General features: G+C 67.6%; 23 protein-coding genes. 7 read left to right on the top strand and 16 right to left on the bottom strand.

The features are described 5' to 3' along the window. Window positions 1-22: 22 nt before the first annotated feature. The 4 genes from ACFWZ4_RS03015 to ACFWZ4_RS03030 all read right to left on the bottom strand — a co-directional run bounded on the left by ACFWZ4_RS03015 (window position 23) and on the right by ACFWZ4_RS03030 (window position 3,886). Window positions 23-424 (bottom strand): hypothetical protein, encoded by a 402-nt coding sequence (locus ACFWZ4_RS03015; RefSeq protein WP_439703246.1) that lies wholly within the window; start codon window positions 422-424, stop codon window positions 23-25. A gap of 114 nt (window positions 425-538) precedes the next feature. Next, window positions 539-2,617: a putative bifunctional diguanylate cyclase/phosphodiesterase gene (locus ACFWZ4_RS03020; RefSeq protein ID WP_439703247.1), complete on the bottom strand. Its 2,079-nt coding sequence runs from the start codon at window positions 2,615-2,617 to the stop codon at window positions 539-541. A 528-nt stretch (window positions 2,618-3,145) separates the two neighbouring features. Further along, entirely contained in the window at window positions 3,146-3,346 is a 201-nt protein-coding gene (locus tag ACFWZ4_RS03025; RefSeq protein WP_439703248.1) for a hypothetical protein, read from the bottom strand. 120 nt (window positions 3,347-3,466) lie between these two features. Then, window positions 3,467-3,886, bottom strand: a complete 420-nt coding sequence (locus ACFWZ4_RS03030; protein WP_439703249.1) for a hypothetical protein — start codon at window positions 3,884-3,886, stop codon at window positions 3,467-3,469. A 141-nt stretch (window positions 3,887-4,027) separates the two neighbouring features. Here ACFWZ4_RS03030 and ACFWZ4_RS03035 point away from each other — a divergent pair, with 141 nt between their 5' ends. Then, window positions 4,028-4,543 carry a cupin domain-containing protein gene (locus ACFWZ4_RS03035; protein ID WP_439703250.1) on the top strand — a complete coding sequence of 172 codons (516 nt, stop codon included), beginning with the start codon at window positions 4,028-4,030 and terminating at the stop codon, window positions 4,541-4,543. 13 nt (window positions 4,544-4,556) lie between these two features. On the opposite strand, the gene ACFWZ4_RS03040 is transcribed toward ACFWZ4_RS03035, so the two are convergent. Continuing rightward, complete coding sequence (locus ACFWZ4_RS03040) at window positions 4,557-5,438, bottom strand: NAD(P)H-hydrate dehydratase (protein WP_439703251.1); 882 nt, start codon at window positions 5,436-5,438, stop codon at window positions 4,557-4,559. After that, the gene (locus ACFWZ4_RS03045) at window positions 5,435-6,190 is read right to left on the bottom strand and encodes a histidine phosphatase family protein (protein WP_439703252.1); all 756 of its coding nucleotides are present in this window, start codon (window positions 6,188-6,190) and stop codon (window positions 5,435-5,437) included. The genes ACFWZ4_RS03040 and ACFWZ4_RS03045 overlap by 4 nt, the downstream gene beginning before the upstream one ends. A 256-nt stretch (window positions 6,191-6,446) precedes the next feature. On the opposite strand from ACFWZ4_RS03045, the gene ACFWZ4_RS03050 reads away from it, so the two are divergent. Beyond that, window positions 6,447-6,674 carry a hypothetical protein gene (locus ACFWZ4_RS03050; RefSeq protein ID WP_439703253.1) on the top strand — a complete coding sequence of 76 codons (228 nt, stop codon included), beginning with the start codon at window positions 6,447-6,449 and terminating at the stop codon, window positions 6,672-6,674. Between the two features lie 28 nt (window positions 6,675-6,702). Here ACFWZ4_RS03050 and ACFWZ4_RS03055 read toward each other — a convergent pair whose 3' ends face one another. The 9 genes from ACFWZ4_RS03055 to miaA all read right to left on the bottom strand — a co-directional run bounded on the left by ACFWZ4_RS03055 (window position 6,703) and on the right by miaA (window position 15,214). Beyond that, complete coding sequence (locus ACFWZ4_RS03055) at window positions 6,703-7,995, bottom strand: type II toxin-antitoxin system HipA family toxin (RefSeq protein WP_439703767.1); 1,293 nt, start codon at window positions 7,993-7,995, stop codon at window positions 6,703-6,705. 36 nt (window positions 7,996-8,031) lie between these two features. Next, window positions 8,032-8,286 carry a helix-turn-helix domain-containing protein gene (locus ACFWZ4_RS03060; RefSeq protein ID WP_439703254.1) on the bottom strand — a complete coding sequence of 85 codons (255 nt, stop codon included), beginning with the start codon at window positions 8,284-8,286 and terminating at the stop codon, window positions 8,032-8,034. Between the two features lie 197 nt (window positions 8,287-8,483). Further along, on the bottom strand, window positions 8,484-9,776 hold the full coding sequence (locus tag ACFWZ4_RS03065; protein WP_439703255.1) for an adenylosuccinate synthase: 1,293 nt from the start codon (window positions 9,774-9,776) through the stop codon (window positions 8,484-8,486). Between the two features lie 61 nt (window positions 9,777-9,837). Beyond that, window positions 9,838-10,023, bottom strand: a complete 186-nt coding sequence (locus ACFWZ4_RS03070; RefSeq protein ID WP_439703256.1) for a DUF2065 domain-containing protein — start codon at window positions 10,021-10,023, stop codon at window positions 9,838-9,840. A 4-nt stretch (window positions 10,024-10,027) separates the two neighbouring features. Continuing rightward, window positions 10,028-10,891 (bottom strand): protease modulator HflC, encoded by an 864-nt coding sequence (hflC, locus tag ACFWZ4_RS03075; protein WP_231320729.1) that lies wholly within the window; start codon window positions 10,889-10,891, stop codon window positions 10,028-10,030. Continuing rightward, a complete protein-coding gene (hflK, locus tag ACFWZ4_RS03080) occupies window positions 10,888-11,928 on the bottom strand; it encodes an FtsH protease activity modulator HflK (RefSeq protein WP_439703257.1) in 1,041 nt (346 codons plus the stop codon). Before hflK ends, hflC begins: the two co-directional genes overlap by 4 nt. 328 nt (window positions 11,929-12,256) lie before the next feature. Then, window positions 12,257-13,591 carry a ribosome rescue GTPase HflX gene (gene hflX / locus ACFWZ4_RS03085; protein ID WP_439703258.1) on the bottom strand — a complete coding sequence of 445 codons (1,335 nt, stop codon included), beginning with the start codon at window positions 13,589-13,591 and terminating at the stop codon, window positions 12,257-12,259. Between the two features lie 167 nt (window positions 13,592-13,758). Then, entirely contained in the window at window positions 13,759-14,025 is a 267-nt protein-coding gene (hfq, locus tag ACFWZ4_RS03090; RefSeq protein ID WP_231320735.1) for an RNA chaperone Hfq, read from the bottom strand. A 250-nt stretch (window positions 14,026-14,275) separates the two neighbouring features. Next, window positions 14,276-15,214, bottom strand: a complete 939-nt coding sequence (gene miaA, locus ACFWZ4_RS03095; RefSeq protein WP_439703768.1) for a tRNA (adenosine(37)-N6)-dimethylallyltransferase MiaA — start codon at window positions 15,212-15,214, stop codon at window positions 14,276-14,278. Between the two features lie 512 nt (window positions 15,215-15,726). Here miaA and tdh point away from each other — a divergent pair. Both tdh and kbl read left to right on the top strand, forming a co-directional pair. Continuing rightward, window positions 15,727-16,761, top strand: coding sequence for an L-threonine 3-dehydrogenase (gene tdh, locus ACFWZ4_RS03100; protein WP_439703259.1), 1,035 nt, complete (start codon window positions 15,727-15,729; stop codon window positions 16,759-16,761). Window positions 16,762-16,937: 176 nt separating this feature from the next. Beyond that, on the top strand, window positions 16,938-18,131 hold the full coding sequence (gene kbl, locus ACFWZ4_RS03105) for a glycine C-acetyltransferase (protein ID WP_439703260.1): 1,194 nt from the start codon (window positions 16,938-16,940) through the stop codon (window positions 18,129-18,131). 59 nt (window positions 18,132-18,190) lie between these two features. Here kbl and ACFWZ4_RS03110 read toward each other — a convergent pair whose 3' ends face one another. Next, window positions 18,191-18,949, bottom strand: coding sequence for a pseudouridine synthase (locus tag ACFWZ4_RS03110; protein WP_439703261.1), 759 nt, complete (start codon window positions 18,947-18,949; stop codon window positions 18,191-18,193). 106 nt (window positions 18,950-19,055) lie between these two features. On the opposite strand from ACFWZ4_RS03110, the gene ACFWZ4_RS03115 reads away from it, so the two are divergent. Genes ACFWZ4_RS03115 through ACFWZ4_RS03125 form a run of 3 tightly spaced genes read left to right on the top strand, consistent with a single transcriptional unit; the run spans window position 19,056 to window position 22,017 of the window. After that, window positions 19,056-20,000, top strand: a complete 945-nt coding sequence (locus ACFWZ4_RS03115) for an acyl-CoA desaturase (RefSeq protein WP_439703262.1) — start codon at window positions 19,056-19,058, stop codon at window positions 19,998-20,000. A 2-nt stretch (window positions 20,001-20,002) separates the two neighbouring features. Then, entirely contained in the window at window positions 20,003-21,247 is a 1,245-nt protein-coding gene (locus tag ACFWZ4_RS03120) for an NAD(P)/FAD-dependent oxidoreductase (RefSeq protein ID WP_439703263.1), read from the top strand. Next, entirely contained in the window at window positions 21,247-22,017 is a 771-nt protein-coding gene (locus ACFWZ4_RS03125; protein WP_439703264.1) for a DUF1365 domain-containing protein, read from the top strand. Before ACFWZ4_RS03120 ends, ACFWZ4_RS03125 begins: the two co-directional genes overlap by 1 nt. Window position 22,018: the final 1 nt, after the last annotated feature.

Below are 22,018 nucleotides of genomic sequence, written 5' to 3' on the forward strand. Positions count from 1 at the left end.
TTCTCCCGACGGCGGCCTTCGCTCACGACTCCGGCGCGGGCATCCGGGCGTAGCTCACCGTCAGCATCTCCCAGGCATGCCCATCCGGCTCGCTCCAGTACACGTTGCGACCGCCGCCCGGCTGGCTCCGCACCTGCATGTCGACCTCGCCCATCGGCGTGCTGCGGTAGGCGATGCCCTTGGCCTGCAACCGGGCGAAGATGGCATCGAACTCGGCCTCGCTGACGCGGAAGCAGTAGTGCTGCATCGTGAACTCGCCGATCTGGCCCACGTCCAGGGTAAGCCCGTCGTTCACGTAGACCGGGGAGAACGGGCCCGTCGGGGTGTCCTCCGACCAGGGTACGTCCAGCAGGCTGGCGAGCAGCCTGGCGGCAGCCTTCCGGTCGCGCGAGGGAACGATGACGTGGTCGAGCTGGATCGGCATGGGCGAACTCCTGTCCTGTAAATCCGAGAGCGTCAATCACCAACTGACCTCGAGCGTATCCCGTACGGGATGGCTCGGCACGCGCATACCCCGGCCTTGGGGCCCCGCTAAAGGTCAGCTCGCTGCCATCACCGCGGGCAAACAGCGGCGTTCGAACTCGGAAGCCGGCATCGGCCTGGCCAGCAGGTAACCCTGTATCTGGTCACAACCCAGCGCGCGCAGTGCGGCGGCCTGTGCGGGCGTTTCGACGCCTTCGGCCACCACTTCCATGCCCAGGGTGTGCGCCAATTCGATGATCGCGGCGATGATCGCCCGTGGCTCGTGTCCGCCCTGGTCCAGCGCCTGCACGAAGAATTGGTCGATCTTCAGCTGGCGCACCTGGAACTTCTGCAGGTACGCCAGGCTGGAATAGCCCGTGCCGAAGTCGTCGATGGCGAATTCGAAGCCGTGCGCGCGGAAGTCCTGGAGGATCGCGGTGGTGCGCTCGGCGTCGCGCATGGCCATGCTCTCGGTCACTTCGAACATGATCTGTGACGTGTCCAGCCCAGCCGCGCCGACGATGCCGGCCGCGGTCTCTACCAGCCCGGGCTGCTGGATCTGCATGGGCGAAAGGTTGATCGCGATGCGCACCGGCGCCAGGCCGCGGTCGTGCCAGTCGCGCAGTTGCCGGCACGCTTCGCGGATCACCCATTCACCGAGCCGCGCGATCTGCCCGCTGCGTTCGGCCACGCCGATGAATTCCAGCGGCGGGACCGAACCGAGCTCGGGATGGCACCAGCGCAGCAGCGCCTCGGCGCCGACGAGGGCGCCGGTGTCGCCGTGGTGCTTGGGCTGGAAGTGCAGCGAGAGGCTGCCGTCATCGAGCGCGGTCTGCAGGCCGCGCTGGATCGCCAGTATGCGCATCGCACGATCTCGCATGGAGCGGTCGTAGCAACGGTAGCCGTTGCGGCCGCCCTCCTTGGCTTCGTACATCGCCGCGTCGGCGTGCGCGACCAGTTCTTCCACGCTCTCGCCGTCGCGCGGGTAATAGGCCACCCCGATGCTCGGGGTGACCCGAAGCGGGGTGTCGCGCACGTCGAAGCTTTCCTGCATGAGCCCGATCAGTTGCTGTGCGATGCGCAGCGCCGAGTCGGGGCTGCGCATGTGTTCCAGCACCACCACGAATTCGTCGCCGCCCATGCGCGCCAGGCTGTTGATGTGCAGCACGCCGGACAGCCGCCCGGCCACGGCGCGCAACAGCTCGTCGCCGAAACCGTGGCCCAGCGTGTCGTTGATGGCCTTGAAGCCGTCCAGGTCGATGTACAGCACGGCCAGGTGGCCGTGCCCGCCGCGCGCGCGCGCCAGTGCGCGCTCCATGCGCTCGGCCAGGAGATGGCGGTTGGGCAGACCGGTCAGTGCGTCATGCGTGGCCAGATGGTGCAGGCGGTTGTTGAGATGGTCCAGCGATCCGGAAAGTCGTTGTGCGCGCACATACAGCCTCGCGACGATCTCGGACAGGGCCAGTGTCGCCCCGATCGCCAGCACCGCGACCATGCTGACCACGCTGCCTAGCCACACCGTCCCCGGGGACGCCACCAGCGACAGCACCGGCCGGTCGCCGTAGGAAAGCCGCGTGGAGAGGTCCAGCAACACCACGATCAACACGCCCATCAGCATCGACAGGCATGCCCGGCGACCGTAAAGCCCGCGCATCGGACGCGGGCGGAACGCATGCATCAGGCGCAGGCCACACGCCACCCCGAAGGTGCACAGCAGCACCCAGTACAACCAGACCCGCGGCTGGTAGCTGATGCCACCGGCGACGTGCAGCGCTCCCTCGCTGAACATGTGGATGAGCGCCACGCCCACGCCAAGCGCAAGCGAACCGCCCAGCCAGCGCAGCCGGCCCATGACCTGGCAGTCGGCCACCCACAACAGGCCCAATCCCACGGCCAGCGCCGCGAACGCGGACGCCGTGCTCAATACCGGATCGAACGCGCCCACCGCCCGTGGCAGGCGCGCCAGCATGCCCACGAAATGTACCGACCACAGGCCGAGCCCCAGCATCCAGGCGCCCACGCCGTACCAGATCACGCGATGCGCGGCCGTGCGCGACGCGGCGATGCGTCCGGTGGCATCGGTCGCCTGATAGGCGACCAGGCCGCCGATGAGCAGGGAGAACAGCTCCAGACTGAGGCGATAGCTACCGACCATGGCGTACTCGAAGCCGACCAGCCGGCAATCTCCGGTACTAGCGGCCGCGTGGCGTATTTCTTTAGTACCAACCAGCGGGTGCGAACGCGCATTCCGCTTCCGCGCGCCTGCACTTGCTCAGTCCCCGCCCGCCTCGACCAGGCTCTTGACCCTCCCCGCCAGCTGATCGATCACGAACGGCTTGGTCAGCGAGCTGGCCGCAGCCGAACACGGTGACGGCCAGGGTGATCCACAGTTCGTCGGCGTGATCGACCTCCAGCGTGACCGCTGGCCCGGTCGTGCGCCGGATCAGTTCCTCCCTCCCCCCCGGTCAGCCGGTTGGCATCCAGGGGGCGGCATCAGTCGCCCGTCCGCCTCCTCGATTGCCTCACCGACTTCCAGGGAGGCGGCCGTCGGGTCGCTGCGCATGACATGGCAATATCCGAAAAGGATCAGGCTTAACGCCTGCGCCTGCACCGTACGGCCGCAGTGTCGATGGGTTGCCGCCTGTCACCCAGGCGGGGTTGCAGGCGGGCATGGACCGACGGATCAATATTCCGGCGCATCGCCGCGCGGGGCAGGCCTCGCGTCGGGACTGGCGAACATCGGTGGCACGCCTCCGTGCATGGCCGATCCTTTCGCCATCACGGGAGGCTTGATGTCGGCGTGGGCGCTGCCGTCGCTCGACGGCGGGCGGGAACTGGGCAGGGACTCGTCGATGTGCATGGCGGGTTCCGGTGTCTCGGTCACGCCACCATGCCTGGGAGCCAGTGCAGTGGGCGTATGGGTGGTGGCAAGGGGACGCCAACACGCCCGCGGGGCCTCCACCCGCCGGTTGCGGGGGGGGGCCGCCCCTTGCAGGCTGGTCCGTCAGACGCGACCGCCGTTGCTCGGCGCGCCCGGCGGCGGATCGAGCCCGCCATCGCCCTTGCCGCCGACCCCGTGGCCCTTGGTCGAACCCATGCCGCTTTCGCGGTTCTTGCGTTCCTGGATGTGCTGCGCGCGATCCTGGCCCACGCCACCGGTCTGGTATGTGGGACCGGTTTCTGGCATCGGCACGATCGATTCCGGATCGACCGGTTCGCCCATCGCCTTCTGCCCATGCGGGTCGCCGAAGCCATGATGCGGACGCATCTGGCCGTTGCCGCTTTCTCCGCCGGTGCCGCCTGCCGGCTCGACCGCTTCGCCGGTTTCGCCCTGAACCTGAACCTGGTTCTGCCCGGCGCGCTTGCCGATGGCGTCCTGCAGGTTCTCGTTGGTGCGACCGCGCGGATCGTCGATGCTGCCCATGGGGTTCTCCAGTTCCGGTTGCTAGAAGCGATCGTGCCCGAGCGAAGGTCTGCAGGGCGTGCAGCGACAATGGCCGCAGCGTTAGTCGCTTCGTGCACATGGACCGGGGCAAGCTTCCGCGACGCCACGCACAGGCCAACGATGATGCAGACCGAAGCCTTCCGGCTTGCTCGCCACGAATGGGTTCCCAACCACCCGCACCTGCCCGTGTTGCTCTACCACCAGGCGCTCGATGATCCGGGGAACGACGCCGCGACCACGTTCGAAGCGCGCTTCGATGGCAACGGCTGGCCTCCGCAGTGGCGCGCAGGCATCTACGACTTCCACCACTACCACTCCACCGCGCATGAGGTGCTCGGCGTGGCCAGGGGCACGGCACGACTCGTGCTGGGCGGACCGGGCGGACGCGAGGTCGGGGTAGGCGCGGGCGACGTGGTGTTGCTGCCTGCCGGCACCGGCCACTGCAGCGTCGAATCGAGCGACGGGTTCCTGGTGGTCGGCGCTTATCCGCCCGGACAGAAGTGGGACATCCGCCGCGAGGCGCCCACGCAGGAGATGCTCGATCGCATCGCGCAACTCCCCTTCCCGGCTTGCGATCCAGTCAGCGGTGAACAAGGGCCGATGCTTGCATGCTGGAGCCAGCCATCGGAGACCTGACACCTGGTCGCCGTTAGGCGGATCGGGGCCGGAGGCGATCCAGAATGCCCGGTATTGGTCCGGGAATCTCCCGCGCCAGGAAACCCAGCGAGCCGACCGAGGCTTCCAGCGCGCGCCCGGCCTGGGCGTGCACGAACACGCCCCACAACGCGGCCTGGAGGGCATCCCCGCAGCGCGCCGCCAGGCCCGCGATCACGCCTGCCAGCACGTCGCCGGAACCGGAGGTGCCCAGCCCGTGGCAACCCCCTGGATGGATCCACAGGCGGCCGTCCGGTGCAGCGATCCACGTGGTGGCGCCCTTGAGGACCAGCACGCTGCGCGTGCGCCGCGAGAACGCGCACGCCAGCGCCTGAGGTTCCTGCTCGACCCGCGCCTTCTCCCGTCCGGACAGCTTGGCCATTTCGCCGGCATGCGGAGTGAGCACGTACGGCCGTCCCGGCGGCGCGCGCAAGTCCGCCGAGAGTGCCCCGGCATCGATGACCAGCGTGCCGCCGGCCTGCCGCAGCACCCGCTGAACCAGCGGGGCGCTGGCCGATGCGGGGTTCATTCCCGATCCGATCAGCGCTGCGTCGCAGCCCTCGATCGCCTCCTCCAGTGCCGCGTTGCCACGCACGATCTCACCGCGGGAATTCACCGGAAGGCCGATGACCAGCGCCTCTGGCATCGCCACCGCGAGCGGCAGAGCCACCTCATCGGCGGTCGCGACCTGCAGCTTGCCGGCACCGGCGCGCAGCGCGCCGGTGCCGGCAAGCAACACCGCGCCGGGCACGCGGCTGGAACCGCCGATGACCAGCACGCGCCCCCGCCGTTCCTTGCCGCCGTCCGGGTCGGGCAATGGCATGCCGCGCAGGAGCCGCGCCGTGAGACGCTGCGGCTTCGCGCCTGGCTCGCTCATCGCGCGCCCTTGGGCCGGTCCGACTCGATCGTCACCGGCGAGCCGGCCTCCACCAGCGGCGCCACGAAGTTGGTGCGCTGGAGCAGCAGGCCGCAACCGTCCGGGGCTTCGGCATATTCGGTGATGCCGCAATTGGGCACGTCCCCGTTGCGATCGATCGCGAGGATGGTGTCCTCGTCCATCCGCTCCAGCAGATAGCGAAAACAGTTCACGATCACCTGGTGGGCGACGATCATCACGCGCTCGCCCGCATGGTTGCGCTGCAGGTCGCCGAGCATGCTGCGCAGCCGCAGCACCACGTCGCACCAGCTCTCGCCGCCGGGCGGGCGGAAATAGAACTTGCCGACCAGCAGCCGCTGCTCGGCCAGCTCGGGAAACTTGCTGCGGATGCCGGCGCGGGTGTAACGGTCGAGCACGCCGAACTCTTTCTCGCGCAGGCGCTCGTCGACCATCACGTCCTCGTGCGCGCGGCCCAGCGCCGCGGCGACCGCCACGGCGGTCTCGCGCGCACGCTTGTAGGGCGAGGCCATGAAGGTCGTCGGCCGATCGTCCTCCCGCAGCGCGCGCACCCAGGCGCCCAGCGCCTGCGATTGCTCCAGGCCCAGCGGCGACAGCGGCACGTCGGCATCGCGGTGCTTCAGGTCGATCAGCGTCGCGCCGGAAGATTCCGCATGGTCGCGCGCGATGTTCCCCGCGCTCTCGCCGTGGCGAATCACCCATAACCGCTGAGGCCAGCCCACATTGCCCTGCATGACCGCTGCTCCCACGCCGCTCTCCCACGTTGCAACAACGCGAGCTTTGGCACGCAGCGCGTGAATGGCCGGTCGACCGGCGGCGGGCAGGCATCACGCTGCCCCTGGGCGCCCCGCCTGAGCTTTTCCTAGCGTCAGTTAGACGATGGCCTCACGGTCCGTCGGCCAACATCGCCCTTGAGTGGCGGCCTTTTGGCCGCCCCCTCGCAACGCATGCCAGCCCACCCGCGCCTGACCGTCGAACGAGACCCAAGCCATGCGAAACCCCCTGCAACTGCGCTGCAACCAGTTGGAGCGCTCGATGCGCGCCCTGCACGACGAATGCGACCGCCTTATGCGTGAGAACGCCATGTTGCGCGAACGGATGCAGGGAGCTGGCCAGTCGGTGCAGCGCCTCGATGATGAACTGGCACGCATCGCCTCCGGCCCGGATGCGGAGCAGGCGCCGTTCGTGATTCGCGCTTCGTCGATGCGGCTGTACTAGCCGGGAGCAGTCACTTCCCGGCGGCTTGTTATGCGCGTCGATCCGGTTCGCCAGCCAGTCGCCGGGCGGCCTGTCGGACGCCCTCGGCCACGCTTTCGAACAGGGACCCGGGAACGTCCTCGGGCAGACGTTGCGCTACGCGGTCAAGAGCGGCCACCACCGCGGCGGGAAAGCCTTCCAGCCATTCGACGTCCGCAAAACCCAGTTGCTCGCCCATTGCCACCCAGTGCCAGCGGTGGATGTCGTGCGGCACGTAGTGCCGGTTGCGGCCCTCCACCGCCATCGCGAGCTTGGCCTTGCGTGGATCCAGCTTGCCGGCTCCCCGTCCCATCAACGGGTAGATCGAGAGGATGTCGTACAACGGCGCGAGGCGGTAAGCGCCGCCGGGAAGCAGACGCAAGCTGAAGTTCTTGGCGTGGCCGTCGGTGGCGGCGAGCAACCAGAACAAAATCTGGGTTCTGAAGAAGGTTGCGCGATCTTCGGTGGCGGCTTCCGAGCCACGCAACAATTCCATGATGCGCCGTATGCCAGGGCCGCCATCGGTCTCGTATTTCTGCGAAGGCGGCAGGCCGAAGGCCTGGCAGCAATCCTCCTGGGGAACGCGCTGCCACCATTTTCCATCGCGCGACAGAGCCCGGTCGAAACGCTCGACGATCAGCGCTTTCTGGTCCTCGAAGCGGCCAATCTCCACTCTGGCTACCGGTAAGCCGCACTCGCGGGCGATCTCCATGCACAGCCATTCCAGTTCGACCGAGGCGCCAAGGTCTGCACGAACGTTCCCGACCAGCCCGAGTGGCAACTTGAAGATGTGCGTGCTGGGCGTAGCGCCGCGCGGGATGCACCAGCGGCCGCGATGTCGGAGGAGCGCGGTTTTTTCCTGGGCGCCGGCGATCGAGAGGCGAAACGCGTCAGCCTCCCTCGCGTCGAGAGGGCCGCCGGTCGTCGCGTCGCGCAGGAGCTGGGCAACACCAGCCTCGTCGAGCGCGAAGGCCTCGATACGGCGCGGATCGCCCGGCTCCTCCCCGGTCGGAACCAGTTGCACGGCACCGGCGCAGTCGCGACCGATGGTCGCCAGCAGGTCGAACGCGGAGCTGGAACGGGCGTGGTAGCGGTCGCGAAGGCGACGCAGGATACGCTCGTTGTCGGGAATCAGGTTCTCGAAGTACGAGGCCACCCGTGGCGAGCGCAATGGCACGCCGGTGAAAGGCAGCGACAGCGACAGCGGACGCCCCTCCGGCGCGGTCATCCAGGCCGGGTCGTAGACCAGTTGGTCCATACCGCCGCGTGTGCGCTCCCAGCGGCCCACGTGGAGGCCATTCATCCATATGTCCAGCGCAGGAATTCGCGAGACCACCACCTACCACTCCGCCTGCGGCTCGGCCATCTCAGCCGTGCGTCGATCCCTCGGTTGCAAGGCCAGGTCCATGCCAAGCAGGAGGCACAGTCGGTGAATGCGGTCAAAGGAAGCACGGCCCGCGTTGGCCTCCAGCCGGGAGACCGCCTGCACGGTCACGCCGAGCTGGCGTGCAACGTCGGCTTGGGTAAGCCCTCGCTGCATGCGCACGGCACGCAGTTTCGGGCCCAGCTGATCCGGTACGCGGATGATATCCATGGCAAAATCAACTCTTGCATTGATGCGACATGAATCAACATACGGATTGAAATGCGCAAAATCAATGCTTGTGTTGAAAATGAGCCGCCCTCCAACCCATCGCGAGGGCATCCAGCCGCCAGCGGCTGCCACAGGCGCTCAAACGAAGAAGCCCGCCGAGGCGGGCTTTTTCTGTCGAAATCCCTGCGAACGATCACTCAGGCGAACGGATCATCCAGCACGATGGTGTCGTCGCGGTCGGCGCCGGTGGCGACGATGGCCAGGCGGCAGCCGGAGAGCTCCTCGACCGCACGCAGGTAGGCGCGGGCCGCGGCCGGCAGCTTGTTCCAGTCGCGGATGCCGGCGGTGGATTCCTCCCAACCGGGGAATTCCAGGTACACCGGCTTGCACTCGGCCCACCCATCAGCGTCCAGCGGGGCGAGCTCGCGACGCTTGCCGCGGTATTCGTAGGCCACGCAGACCTTGATCGACGGCAGGCCGTCGAGCACATCGAGCTTTGTGATGGCCAGGCCGCTGATGCCGTTGATCTGGACGGCACGCTTCAACGCCACCAGGTCGATCCAGCCACAGCGACGCGGGCGGCCGGTGCTGGCGCCGAATTCATTGCCGACCTTGCGCAGGCGCTCGCCCATCTCGTCGTTGAGCTCGGTCGGGAACGGCCCACCACCCACGCGCGTCGCATAGGCCTTGCAGATGCCCAGCACGTAGTCGATGTCGCAGGCGCCCACGCCGGTGCCGGCCAGCGCGCCGCCCACGGTGGTGTTGGACGAGGTGACGTATGGATAGGTGCCGTGGTCGATGTCCAGCAGCGCGCCCTGCGCGCCTTCGTACAGGATGTTGCCGCCCTCGGCGCGCACGTCGTGCAGGATCGTGGCGACGTCGTCGACCATCGGACGGATGTATTCGCCCCAGGCCAGCGCGTCGTCGAGCACCTTCTGGTAGTCGACCGGCTCGGCCTTCAGCCACTGGGTCAGGATGAAGTTGTGGTACTCGACCGCCGCCTTGATCTGCGCCGGCAGCTCGTGCGGGTACATGAGATCCGCCACGCGGATCGAACGGCGGGCGACCTTGTCCTCGTAGGCCGGGCCGATTCCGCGGCCGGTGGTGCCGATCGCGCTCTTGCCGGCGGCCGCCTCGCGCGCCTTATCGACAGCGATGTGGTAGGGCATGATCAGCGGCGTCGCCGGGCTGATCTTCACGCGCGAGCGCACGTCCACGCCGTTGCCTTCGAGCTCGGCGATCTCTTCCATCAGCGCCGCCGGCGATAGCACCACGCCGTTGCCGATCAGGCACAACGCGTCGTCGCGCAGGATGCCCGATGGGATCAGGTGCAGCACGGTCTTCTTGCCCTTGATCACCAGCGTGTGGCCGGCATTGTGGCCGCCCTGGAAGCGCGCCACGGCACTGACCCGCTCGGTCAGCAGGTCGACGATCTTGCCCTTGCCTTCGTCGCCCCACTGGGCTCCAAGGATGACGACTGACTTGCCCATGAAAGTTCTCGCTCGTTGGGTGCTCCCTTCGGGAGCCGTGAGTGTGGGAAACAGGAAAGCTTCAGCGCACCAGCTGCAGGACGGCCAGCCCCGCGATCACTGCCACCGCGCCGAACACGCGCAGCGTGCGCGGCTGCAGTTCCAGCGCCTGGCGCACCATCGACTGCCAGTGGGCCGGGGCGGCGAACAGCATCAGGCCTTCGATCACCAGCACCAGGCAAAGTGCGACGGACAATTCGTGCGGCATGGCTTCAGCGCTTGGCGCTGTCCTCGAAATAACGCAGCAGTTCCGAGTCCGGCTTGAGCACCAGGGTGCCGTGGCCATCGGCGAAACCGGTCTTGTACGCCGACAGGCTTCGATAGAACGCGAAGAACTCCGGATCCTGGCCGTAGGCGCCCGCATAGATGGCGGCTGCCTGGGCGTCGCCCTGGCCGCGCACGGTTGCGGCGTCCCGATCGGCGTCGGCGCGCAGCACCTGGCCCTGGCGGTCGGCATCGGCGCGGATCTTTTCGGCTTGTTCCTGGCCGGTGTAGCGCAGCTCGTTGGCCAGTTGCAGGCGCTCGGCGCGCATGCGCTTGTAGACCGATTCGCTGACCTCCTCGGGCAGGTCGATGCGCTTGATGCGCACGTCGACCACGGCGATGCCGAGATTCTTGCGGGCGGCGGCGTCGGTCTGCTTGCGCACGCGCTCGGTGATGTCCTTGCGGCCGCCGGCGATCAGGTCCTGCAGGCTGCGCGAATTGAACTCGAAGCGCAGCGCATCCTTCACCACCGGGCTCAGCCGTTGTGCCGCCTGGTTGGCGTCACCGCTGGTGGCGCGGTAGTAGGCGGCGTTGTCGGCGATGCGCCACTTCACGTAGAAGTCGACGTTGACGCTCTTCTTCTCGGAGGTGAAGTAACGCTCCGGTGGCGCGTCCAGACCCTGGATGCGGCTGTCGAAACGCATGACCTGCTGGATCACCGGTGCCTTGAAGTGCAGCCCGGGCGTGTAGTCGGTCTGCACGATGCGGCCGAACTGCAGCAGCAGCGCGCTCTGACCTTCACGCACCACGAACGCGCTGTTGAGGCCCAGCAGCACCAGCAGCACCACGATCACGGTCCAGACGATCTTCATGGCTGGTTCCCCTTGTCGCTGGCGTCATCGGTGGTCACGGCGGCCGCGGCCGGCGGGCTCGCCGGGGTGGCCGGCGGCAGGTTGATGATGGTGCGGCCGTTGGAGGCGTCGATGACCTTGCGGTTGCCGGCCATCACCTGCTCCATCGTCTCCAGCCACAGGCGCTTGCGGGTGACTTCCGGCGCCGCCTTGTATTCCTTGAGCAGCAGATCGAAACGCGCGGCGTCGCCGTTTGCGCGGGCGATACGCTCGGCCTTGTAGCCGGCAGCCTCCGCGGCGATGCGCGAAGCGTCGCCGCGCGCGACCGGCACGACCTTGTTGGCGTAGGCCAGCGCATTGTTCTCGATGCTCTGCTTGTCCTCGCGCGCCTTGTTGACGTCGTCGAAGGCGTCCTTCACCTCGGCCGGCGGCGAGACGTTCTGGAAGCTCACGGCGGTCACCTGCAGGCCGCAGTGGTAGCTGTCCAGCGTCTTCTGGAGGGCCTGGCCGGCCTCGCTGACCAGCGCGGCGCCTTCGCCGGAGAGAATCGTATCCATGTCGCTGCGGCCGATCACCGAGCGCACCGCGGCCTCGGAGGAGGCGGCGATGGTGTCTTCCACGTCGTCCACTGCAAACAGATAGGCACGTGCATCGGACACCTGGTACTGCACGGTGAAATCGATGGTGATGATGTTCTCGTCGCGGGTCAGCATGCGCACGCTGTCCTGCAGCGAGCGCACGCGGGTGGTCTCGACCTTGGTGACGGTCTCGACCGGCTGCGGCAGCTTGAAATGGAAGCCCGGCGGCAGCGTGCGGCTGTACTGACCAAAGCGCAGTACCACGCCGGCCTGGCGCGCGTCGACGATGGTGTAGCTGCTCAGCAGCAGCCAGGCCAGCACCAGTGCCAGCACGATGGTGATGATGCCGCTGGGGCCGCCGTGCTTGCCCAGGCGCGCGCGCAGGCGGCGCAGGGCGTCATCCAGGCCGTGGCCGTTGCCGCCGGGACGCTTGCTGTTCCAGGGATCGCGTTGGCCGTTGCCGGGTTCGTTCCAGGCCATGTCAGTCTCCTTGGGACAAGGGGCAGGCCGGCGGGACGAGCCGGTGGGTGTAATGCGGGATGAGGGTCATGGAACGCGGCGTCGAGGTCGGGGATGGGTGAACCGCGGCGCGCCGCGATCGATCTCGGTGCGGGCGGGAAAAACGCCGCACAAACGCCGCTTAGTCTAGCAGAGGTGAATTCGGGCGTGGCCTGGCTGGGGGATGGCCTGGGCGCCTGTCGGGTCCAGGCGCAAGACCCATTCCCATCCCAGCCACTCCCGTGTGATAGAGCAAGCCAGGAGCGAAGCCCTTCCCTTCAAGGAAAGGGTTGCCTGGGAATGGATCGGCCTACAGGCCGTCCGGCGAGCCGAGCACGCTCCGCAGCAACGCCGCGTCCTGCGGATGGCCGCCACCCAGCGGCGCGATCACGCTCCGCGGCGCATCGATCTGCAGGCGCCAGCCGTGTTCGTCGACCGACTCACCGGCAATGGCGCCGGCCGCACGCAGGCGCGCGTGCAGACGGCCGGCGGAAAGCGGCAGCTGCAGTTCGGTCTGCACACGTTCGCCGCCGAGCAGTTCGCCCAGCGCCTGGCGCAGCAGGTCCAGCCCCTCGCCGGTGTGGGCCGACAGCCAGACCTGCGTCGGCCGCCCCTCGCCATCGCGCACGATGCGTGGTTCGGTGCCGGCGCGCGGCTCGTCCTCGCCTTCGCGCAGCATGTCGATCTTGTTCATGACGTGCAGTTGCGGCACGTCGCCAGCGCCGATCTCCTCCAGCACGCCATCGACCACGCGGTGCAGCCGCACGCGTTCGTCGTCGGCGGCGTCGCTGACGTGCAGCAGCAGGTCGGCGTCGCGCGCCTCGGCCAGGGTCGCGCGGAAGGCGGCGACCAGGTCGTGTGGCAGCTCGCGGATGAAGCCCACGGTATCGGCCAGCACGGCCGGGCCGCAGGAGAGGTCCTCGATCTTGTGCACTGTCGGATCGAGCGTGGCGAACAGCAGGTTCGCGGCAAACACCTCGCCTTCGGTCAGCGCATTGAAAAGCGTGGACTTGCCTGCGTTGGTGTAGCCCACCAGCGCGACCCGCGGCACCGTATTGCGCAAGCGCGCACGGCGCTGCTGCGTGCGCTGTACCTGCACTTTCTCGAGGCGCCGGGTGAGCATCTTGACCCGTTCGCCGAGCAGGCGGCGGTCGGTTTCCAGCTGGGTTTCGCCGGGACCGCGCAGCCCGATGGCGCCGCCGCGCTGGCGCTCCAGATGGGTCCAGCCGCGTACCAGGCGCGTGGCAAGGTGCTTGAGCTGCGCCAGCTCCACTTCCAGCTTGCCTTCGTGCGAGCGGGCGCGCTGGGCGAAGATGTCCAGGATCAGTCCGGCGCGGTCGACCACGCGCACGGCGAGCAGCTTTTCCAGGTTGCGTTCCTGCACCGGCGTGAGCAGGTGGTCGATCAGCACCACGTCGGCTTCGGTGGCGCGCACGGCCTCGGCCACCTCCTCAGCCTTGCCGGTGCCGATGTAATAGCGGGGATTGGGGTCTTCCACGCGCGCGGAAACACTGGCGAGCACTTCGGCGCCGGCCGAACGCACGAGCTCGGCGAATTCTTCCCCGCGGCGGGCGGTGTCGCCCTCGCCGCGGGAGTGCGGCAGCACCAGTACGGCGCGCTCGCCCTTCTTCTGTCTATCGAACACTGGGTTGGCGTGGCCTGGGGGAACGGATTCGCGCCGCCGGCAGCGTGCCGGTGGCATGGGATCGGCATTGTATGCCCATCGGCAGGCGGTCGACGGCAAGCCCCTACGGGCGACGGCCGCCGGCGGACCGGGCGGCCCGCCTGCGGCACGTCAAACCATCCGTGAAATCAGTCTTCGCCCTCGGCGGGCGCGTGGGCATCGACATGGCCTTCATGGCCATTGCCCATGCGCACGTTGCGGCTGGGCACGACGGTGGAGATGGCGTGCTTGTAGACCATCTGGCTCACCTGGTTGCGCAGCAGCACCACGAACTGGTCGAACGACTCGATCGTGCCCTGCAGCTTGATGCCGTTGACGAGATAGATGGCCACCGGAACGCGCTCACGGCGAAGTGCGTTGAGAAACGGATCCTGCAATGACTGCCCTTTGGACATGTTGTTGTACCCCCTCGCGAACCTGCGCGGGCCGGAGAAAAAACGCGCGCATGACGCGCCGGCCCAAGTCGAAGGGATATTAACCGCTTTTAAATGATGGGCGGAAGCGCGGGAACCACGACATGCGTCGCGGGAACGCCGCTTCGACGCTGGAGCCCACCTGTGGGCGGGGCTTTTGCTCCGAATAAGCAGCGGCGTTGAGACATCGCCCACCACTGGGCGCTTGCAGGATGCGCTTCCGCAGCGGGCACTACAGGAACAGTTCCAGGGCGCCGCTTGCACGATCGAGCAGACCGGCCCGATCTGGATCGAGCGTCCGCGCATCAAGCTCCGCGCGCAGCCAGGTCATCTGCCGCTTGGCCAGCTGCCGGGTGGCAAAGATGCCTTTGTCGCGAAAGAGGGTCGCATCGATGGCGCCATCCAGGTGCTCCCACGCCTGGCGATATCCGACGGCGCGCAGCGCCGGCAGGTCCGGGGCGAGGTCTCCGCGGTCACGCAAGCCGCGCACCTCGTCGAGGAAGCCGGCCGCCAGCATCGCGTCGAAACGCCGCGCGATGCGGGCGTGCAGCTCGCCTCGGTCGGCCGGCAGCAGCGCCAGCTTGAGCACGCGCCAGGGAAAGCGCTCGCCGCTGCCTCCGGTCTGCTGCTCGGAGAGCGGCCGTCCCGTCAGCTCGATGACCTCCAGCGCGCGCTGCAGCCGCTGGGCATCGTTGGGACCGATGCGACTGGCGGCGGTCGGATCGCACCCGGCCAGCCGCGCGTGCAGCGCGGGCCAGCCGTGCGCCGCCGCTTCGTCGGCCAACCGCGCGCGGATCGCGGGCGCCGCGTCGGGCAGCGCTGAAAGACCGCGCTGCAGCGCACGGAAATACAGCCCGGTGCCGCCCACCAGAAGCGGGACCCGCCCTTGCGCATGGATACGCGCCATGGCGGCCAGCGCATCGGCCCGGAAATCGGCAGCGGAATACGGTTCGGACGGATCGCGCAGGTCCAGTAGCGCGTGCGGATGCAGCGCCAGCGTGGCCGCATCTGGCTTGGCTGCGCCGATATCCAGTCCGCGGTAGACCAGGGCCGAATCCACGCTTACCAGCTCGAGGGCAAAGCGTTCGCGCAACGCACAGGCGAGCGCGGTCTTGCCCGAGGCGGTGGGGCCCATGAGAAATACGGCAAGGGGGCGCGCATCGGCCGGCATTCCGGCCATTGTAGGCGGCACGGGCGCCTGACAGTCAGAGGGACCGACTGCGGCCAGTTAGTGACGCCGGTCACATTCGCAGGCCACGTGCGACCCTTTGTGACTTGCCTATGAACGACCGCGGGCGCACCATGCTGGCAGGCGACCACATAGAATTCACGCGATGGTGCACTCGATCGACGCGGAACACGACCAGGACGGTGGTCACGGGGCAGTCGTGATGCTGCGGCCAGCCGCCGCCACGTCCCTGCCGCGCGTCCGCCCGGCGACCCAACCGGCTCCGTCGCGTCAGCCGCATGGAAAGCCTCCGGTGGCTCGCAAGCCGGTGTGGGACAAGGACAACTTCGGTTTCTGGCTGACGGTGTGCATCCTCATCAGCTTCGTCTTCTCGATCGCCTGGCACGCCATCGGCTGAGGCTCGGCCTCCCCTGCGGCGCGGCCCTACCCCGCGGCGAGGCCCTATAATCGTCAGCTTCCCCGCCCGCCTTTGCGGGCCAGACGATGGTGGTCCCATGCCGCAGACGATGAAAGCCCTGGTCAAGCGCAAGCCCGAACAGGGCATCTGGATGGAAGAGGTGCCGGTTCCCCTGATCGGCCCCAACGAGGTGCTGATCAAGGTCGAGAAGACCGCCATCTGCGGCACCGATCTGCACATCTACAAGTGGGACGAATGGTCCCAGCGCACGATTCCCCAGGGCCTGACCATCGGACACGAGTTCGTCGGCCGTATCGCCGAGCTCGGCAGTGCCGTGACCGGCTACAAGGTGGGCGACCGCGTCTCGGCTGAAGGCCATATCGTCTGCGGGCATTGCCGCAACTGCCGCGCCGGACGCCAGCACCTGTGTCCCAATACCGTGGGCATCGGCGTCAATCGCAACGGCGCCTTCGCCGAATTCGTGGCGGTACCGGCGTCGAATCTGTGGCCGATCCCCGACCAGATCCCGAGCGAACTGGCCGCCTTCTTCGACCCCTACGGCAACGCCGCACACTGCGCGCTGGAATTCGACCTGATCGGCGAGGACGTGCTGATCACCGGCGCCGGCCCGATCGGCATCATCGCCGCGGGCATCGCCAAGCACGTGGGCGCGCGCAACGTCGTAGTCACCGACGTCAACGACTACCGTCTGAAGCTCGCCGCCGACATGGGCGCCACCCGCGTCGTCAACGTGGCCAACCAGTCGCTGCGCGAGGTGGTCAAGGACCTGCATATGGAAGGCTTCGACGTGGGCCTGGAAATGAGCGGCAACCCGCGCGCCTTCAACGACATGCTCGACGTGATGTACCACGGCGGCAAGATCGCCCTGCTCGGCATCCAGCCCAAGGGCGCCGGCATCGACTGGGACAAGGTGATCTTCAAGGGCCTGACCCTGCAGGGCATCTATGGCCGTCGCATGTACGAGACCTGGTACAAGATGACGCAGATGGTGCTGACCGGCTTCCCGCTCCAGAAGGTGCTGACCCACCAGATCGCCATCGACGATTTCCAGCGGGGTTTCGACCTGATGGACGCGGGCACCTGCGGCAAGGTGGTTTGCAGCTGGACCTAACCGGCGCGTCGGCCACCACAAAGTGGTCGTCAGCGTTGACGCAGGCACCGGCACAGGTGGCAACGCCGGCGCCGGCCGCGCCCTCCCCTTCACCATGTCATTTCCCGCGTTCGCGGGAATGACGGCCGAGCGGCTTCGCAAGCCACGGGCCACCCACCTCAGATCGGAGACCACTCGTGACCTACACCGCCCGTGACCGCTACGCCGCCGAGCTGGACTCCATCCGTGACCAGGGCCTGTTCAAGGGCGAGCGCATCATCGTGTCGCCGCAGTCCTCGGAGATCACGCTGGCCAACGGCCGCAAGGTGCTCAACTTCTGCGCCAACAATTACCTCGGGCTGGCCGACCACCCGGACGTGATCGCCGCCGCCAAGGAAGCGCTGGACACACACGGTTTCGGCATGGCCTCGGTTCGCTTCATCTGCGGCACGCAGGACCTGCACAAGCAGTTGGAGGCGAAGATCGCCGAGTTCTTCGGTACCGAGGACACCATCCTCTACGCCGCCTGCTTCGACGCCAACGGGGGCCTGTACGAGCCTCTGCTGGGCGAGGAGGACGCGATCATCTCCGACGCGCTCAACCATGCCTCGATCATCGACGGCATCCGCCTGTGCAAGGCCAAGCGCTTCCGCTATGCCAACAGCGACATGGCCGACCTGGAGCAGCAGTTGCAGGCGGCCGACGCCGCCGGCGCGCGCACCAAGCTGATCACTTCCGACGGGTCGTTCTCGATGGATGGATTCATCGCGCCGCTGGACAAGATCACCGCCCTGGCCGAGAAGTACGGTGCGATGGTGCACATCGACGAATGCCATGCCACCGGTTTCCTGGGCGCCACCGGCCGTGGTTCGGCCGAGGTGCACGGCGTGATGGACAGGATCGACATCTTCACCGGCACGCTGGGCAAGGCACTCGGCGGCGCGCTGGGCGGTTTCACCACCGGACCGAAGGAAGTGATCGAACTGCTGCGCCAGCGCTCGCGGCCCTATTTGTTCTCCAACTCGCTGCCACCGCACGTGGTCGCCGCCGCGATCAAGGTGTTCGACATGCTGGTTTCGGCCGGCGAGCTGCGCACGCGCGTGCAGGAGAACACGGCCTACTTCCGCAAGGCGATGACCGATGCTGGCTTCGACATCAAGCCGGGCGTGCATCCGATCGTTCCGGTCATGATCTACGACGCGCCCAAGGCGCAGGCGATGGCCGCGGCGCTGCTGGAGGAAGGCATCTACGTCACCGGCTTCTTCTACCCGGTGGTGCCGCAAGGCCAGGCCCGCATCCGCACGCAGATGAGCGCGGCGCACACACGCGAGCACCTGGACCGGGCGATCGCGGCATTCACCAAGATCGGCAAGCAGCTGGGCGTGATCTGAGCTTGTGACTCCCTCCCTCCTTTGGGAGGGGTAGCCCTCTCCTTGAAATGGGAGACGGCTCAAGCGAGCCGCAGCGCCCGGACTTCCTCGGCTGAAAGATGGCGCCACTGGCCCTTGGGCAGCTCGCCCAGAGCAAGGTTGCCGATCGCCACGCGCACCAACCGCAGCACGCCGATGCCGTGGGCCGCCAGCAGGCGCCGGATGTGCCGGTTGCGCCCCTCGTCCAGCACGACATGAAGCCATGCGTTCTTCTCGCCCGTGCGCAGCAGGTCGACCCGCCGAGCGACAAGCCGCTCGCCCTGGTCGATCACGCCCTCACCCAAGCGAGTCAGCAGCGCCGCGTCGGGCACGCAGTCGACCTGCACGTGATAGGTCTTCTCGCGGTGCGTGGCCGGATCGGTAATGCCGGCCGCCCACACCGTGTCGTTGCTCAGCAAAAGCAGGCCTTCGCTGGCCTTGTCCAGCCGTCCGACCGGTCCGAGCCAGGGCAGTCCCGCCGCAGCCAGCGCGTCGTAGACAGTAGTTCGCCCACGCTCGTCCGCCGCACTGACGACCAACCCGCGCGGCTTGTTGAACATCACGTAGACCGGCGCCGCCTCGCCGATCGGCTGGCCATCGACGGTAATGCCGCCCTGCCCCGGCGCGGTCGGGTATTCCGGATCGCGCACCACGCGACCACCCATCGCCACCCTTCCCGCGCGCACCCACTGCTCGGCTTGGCTGCGCGAACACACGCCACGCTTGGACAAGACCCGCGCCAACCCGTAGCGGGGACCGGTAGAGACCGATGTAGTCGAGGGGCGGCGCGTAGTTGGCATCGGCGAAGCGTATCGACCGCGCAGGAACCGCGGCAAGCCTGGTGGTGCATCTGCCCGTGCGGTTCGTCCGTATTCACATGGGCAAGACGCATCGACAGGGCCACCCATGAACGAAACCGCTCAAGCTGCCGTACCCGGATTTACCCGACGCCTGGCTACCGGCGTGCTTCGCTGGTTCGACACCAGTGCCGTCGAGACCTCCGGCGACGACCGCATCGACTGGGCTCGCGTGCTGCCGTTCATCGGCATGCACGTGGCTTGCATCGGCGTGCTCTGGGTGGGCTTCTCGTGGTTCGCGTTCTGGGTGGCGGTGGGCCTCTACGCGCTCAGGATGTTCGCGGTCACTGCGTTCTACCACCGCTATTTCTCGCACCATGCCTTCCGTGCCCCGCGTCTGGTGCAGTTCGTGTTTGCGGTGATCGGCGCCAGCGCCGTCCAGCGCGGGCCGCTGTGGTGGGCCGCGCACCACCGCAACCATCATCGCCACGCCGATACCCCGGCGGACGTGCACTCACCGGTGCAGCACGGTTTCTTCCGCAGCCACGTCGGTTGGTTCCTGAGCCGCAACGGCTTCCGCACCGACTGGAAAGTGATCCCGGACCTGGCGCGCTTCCCCGAACTGCGGTTGCTCGACCGCTTCGACCTGCTGGTACCGGTAGCGTTGGCGGTGGGCCTGTTCCTGCTCGGGGACCGGCTGCGCACGACGCGCCCGGAGCTGGGAACTGACGGCCCGCAGTTGCTGGTGTGGGGCTTCTTCGTGTCGACCATCGTGCTTTTCCACGTCACCGTGACGATCAACTCGCTGGCGCACCGCTTCGGCAGCCGGCGTTTCGTCACGCGCGACAACAGCCGCAACAACTGGCTGCTGGCACTGCTTACCTTTGGCGAAGGTTGGCACAACAACCATCACTTCTTTCCCGGCTCCGCGCGGCAGGGCTTCCGCTGGTGGGAGGTGGACCTGACCTTCTACCTGCTGCGGTTGCTTGCCCTCGTCGGGTTGGTGAGCCAACTGAAGGCGGTCCCGGCCGGCCTCAAGCGCCGCGGGGACTGACCATGCGTATCGCGGTCATCGGGTCAGGCATCGCCGGGATGGCCAGCGCATGGCTGCTCTCGCGCCAGCACGAGGTCACGCTTTACGAGGCCAACGCCTATATCGGCGGCCACACGCACACGCATGACGTACCGCTGGGCGGGCGCCGCTACGCGGTGGATACGGGTTTCATCGTCTTCAACCGGCAGCACTACCCGTTGCTCAGCCGCCTGCTCGAGGAGCTGGACGTGCTCACGCAACCGACCGCGATGAGCTTCGCCGTGCGCAACGAGCGCAGCGGTCTTGAATACGGCGCCGCCTCGTTGCGCAGCCTTTTCTGTCAGCGTCGCAACCTGGTCTCGCCCCGCTTCCTCGCCATGGTGCGCGACATCTTCCGCTTTTACCGCGAGGCACCTGCCTTGCTCGACCAGGCAGGCGAAGGCCCGACGCTCGGCGACTACCTGGCCGGGCAAGGCTATGGCGCGATGTTCCGCAACGACCACCTGGTGCCGATGGCCTCGGCGTTGTGGTCCTCGCCCTCGCGGCAGATCCTCGCCTTCCCCGCCAAGTACCTGGTCGCCTTCATGGCCAACCACCACATGCTGCAAGTGGAAGGCCGGCCGCAATGGCGGGTGGTCAGTGGCGGCTCCCGCCGCTACGTCGACGCGCTGCGCATGCGCTGGCGGGTGCGCGAGCGGATCGCCTGCCCGGTGCTGGCCGTGCACCGGCCGGCGGTCGGCGGCGTAGAGGTGCAGAGCGTGGCCGGATCCGAACGCTTCGACCAGGCCGTGCTGGCCTGCCACAGCGACCAGGCACTGGCTTTGCTGGCCCAGCCGAGCGCGGCCGAACGCGAGGTGCTCGGTGCAATCACCTACCGGTCCAACGATACGGTACTGCACACCGACACGCGCCTGCTGCCGCGCCGGCGCAGCGCATGGTCGGCCTGGAACGCGCTGGTGCCAGGCGGCAGGGACGATGCCTGCACGGTCACCTACTGCATGAACCTGCTGCAGTCGCTCCAGGCACCGGAAACCTTCTGCGTGTCGCTCAACTGCACCGACCGGATCGACCCGGCGAAGATCCTGCGCCGGCTCACTTACGCGCACCCGGAGTACACCCATGCCTCGGTCGCCGCCCAGCGGCGCAAAGCCGAGATCCAGGGTGTCGACCGGCTCTGGTACGCGGGCGCGTACTGGGGTTGGGGCTTCCACGAAGACGGCATGCGCAGCGCGGTCGCCGTGGCCGAAGCGCTTGGAGTGCACTGGTGATGGACGCACCGCTCGCCAGCGCGGTCTACGAAGGATGGGTGCGCCACCGCCGCTTCGCGCCGCGGCCGCACGCGTTCCGTTACCGCATCGCAATGCTCTACCTGGATTTGACCGAATTGCCCCGGTTGTTCGAGGGTCGTTGGTTGTGGTCGTACGGTCGCGCCAACGTGGCCCAGTTCCGCCGCAGCGATTACCTCGGACCCACCGATCTTTCGCTCGACGAGGCGGTTCGGCGCCGCGTGGCAGAGCACACCGGACATCGTCCCGAGGGACCGATCCGCCTGCTCACCCACCTGTGCTACGCCGGACACTGCTTCAACCCGGTCAGCTTCTACTACTGCTACGGCGCGGACGGTCGCACGCTCGAAGCCATCCTCGCCGAAATCACAAACACGCCCTGGAAGGAGCGCCATGCCTACGTGCTTCCGCTGGACGAGGGCGAACATCATGGCACCGTGCACGCCTGGCGTTTCGACAAGATCTTCCACGTATCGCCGTTCATGCCGATGGAGCGCGCCTACGACTGGCGTTTCTCCGAGCCGGATCAAGCTTTGCGCGTGCACATGAACGTGCTGCACAGCGGCGCTCGCGACTTCGACGCCACGCTCGTGCTTCAGCGCCGCCCCTTCGACGGCACGCAGCTGGCCCGCGTGCTGTGGCGCTTCCCGCTGATGACCCTGAAGGTCGTCGCCGCCATCCACTGGGAGGCGCTCAGGCTCTGGCTCAAGCGCAATCCGGTTTACGACCATCCACGCCACCACGGGACCTGAC

The sequence above is a fragment of the Frateuria sp. GZRe12 genome, from assembly GCF_051900535.1.
In the GTDB taxonomy this organism is placed as follows: domain Bacteria; phylum Pseudomonadota; class Gammaproteobacteria; order Xanthomonadales; family Rhodanobacteraceae; genus Frateuria_A.

Excerpts from the sequence above, each read along its gene's own strand:
- ACFWZ4_RS03055 (WP_439703767.1), bottom strand. The coding sequence starts at position 7,995 with ATGAATGGCCTCCACGTGGGCCGCTGGGAGCGCACACGCGGCGGTATG.
- tdh (WP_439703259.1), top strand. The coding sequence starts at position 15,727 with ATGCCGCAGACGATGAAAGCCCTGGTCAAGCGCAAGCCCGAACAGGGC.
- ACFWZ4_RS03125 (WP_439703264.1), top strand. The coding sequence starts at position 21,247 with ATGGACGCACCGCTCGCCAGCGCGGTCTACGAAGGATGGGTGCGCCAC.
- hflK (WP_439703257.1), bottom strand. The coding sequence starts at position 11,928 with ATGGCCTGGAACGAACCCGGCAACGGCCAACGCGATCCCTGGAACAGC.
- ACFWZ4_RS03015 (WP_439703246.1), bottom strand. The coding sequence starts at position 424 with ATGCCGATCCAGCTCGACCACGTCATCGTTCCCTCGCGCGACCGGAAG.
- ACFWZ4_RS03045 (WP_439703252.1), bottom strand. The coding sequence starts at position 6,190 with ATGCAGGGCAATGTGGGCTGGCCTCAGCGGTTATGGGTGATTCGCCAC.
- ACFWZ4_RS03050 (WP_439703253.1), top strand. The coding sequence starts at position 6,447 with ATGCGAAACCCCCTGCAACTGCGCTGCAACCAGTTGGAGCGCTCGATG.
- hfq (WP_231320735.1), bottom strand. The coding sequence starts at position 14,025 with ATGTCCAAAGGGCAGTCATTGCAGGATCCGTTTCTCAACGCACTTCGC.
- hflC (WP_231320729.1), bottom strand. The coding sequence starts at position 10,891 with ATGAAGATCGTCTGGACCGTGATCGTGGTGCTGCTGGTGCTGCTGGGC.
- ACFWZ4_RS03115 (WP_439703262.1), top strand. The coding sequence starts at position 19,056 with ATGAACGAAACCGCTCAAGCTGCCGTACCCGGATTTACCCGACGCCTG.
- ACFWZ4_RS03120 (WP_439703263.1), top strand. The coding sequence starts at position 20,003 with ATGCGTATCGCGGTCATCGGGTCAGGCATCGCCGGGATGGCCAGCGCA.
- ACFWZ4_RS03040 (WP_439703251.1), bottom strand. The coding sequence starts at position 5,438 with ATGAGCGAGCCAGGCGCGAAGCCGCAGCGTCTCACGGCGCGGCTCCTG.
- ACFWZ4_RS03035 (WP_439703250.1), top strand. The coding sequence starts at position 4,028 with ATGATGCAGACCGAAGCCTTCCGGCTTGCTCGCCACGAATGGGTTCCC.
- ACFWZ4_RS03065 (WP_439703255.1), bottom strand. The coding sequence starts at position 9,776 with ATGGGCAAGTCAGTCGTCATCCTTGGAGCCCAGTGGGGCGACGAAGGC.
- miaA (WP_439703768.1), bottom strand. The coding sequence starts at position 15,214 with ATGCCGGCCGATGCGCGCCCCCTTGCCGTATTTCTCATGGGCCCCACC.
- ACFWZ4_RS03060 (WP_439703254.1), bottom strand. The coding sequence starts at position 8,286 with ATGGATATCATCCGCGTACCGGATCAGCTGGGCCCGAAACTGCGTGCC.
- ACFWZ4_RS03070 (WP_439703256.1), bottom strand. The coding sequence starts at position 10,023 with ATGCCGCACGAATTGTCCGTCGCACTTTGCCTGGTGCTGGTGATCGAA.
- ACFWZ4_RS03020 (WP_439703247.1), bottom strand. The coding sequence starts at position 2,617 with ATGGTCGGTAGCTATCGCCTCAGTCTGGAGCTGTTCTCCCTGCTCATC.
- ACFWZ4_RS03030 (WP_439703249.1), bottom strand. The coding sequence starts at position 3,886 with ATGGGCAGCATCGACGATCCGCGCGGTCGCACCAACGAGAACCTGCAG.
- ACFWZ4_RS03110 (WP_439703261.1), bottom strand. The coding sequence starts at position 18,949 with ATGCCAACTACGCGCCGCCCCTCGACTACATCGGTCTCTACCGGTCCC.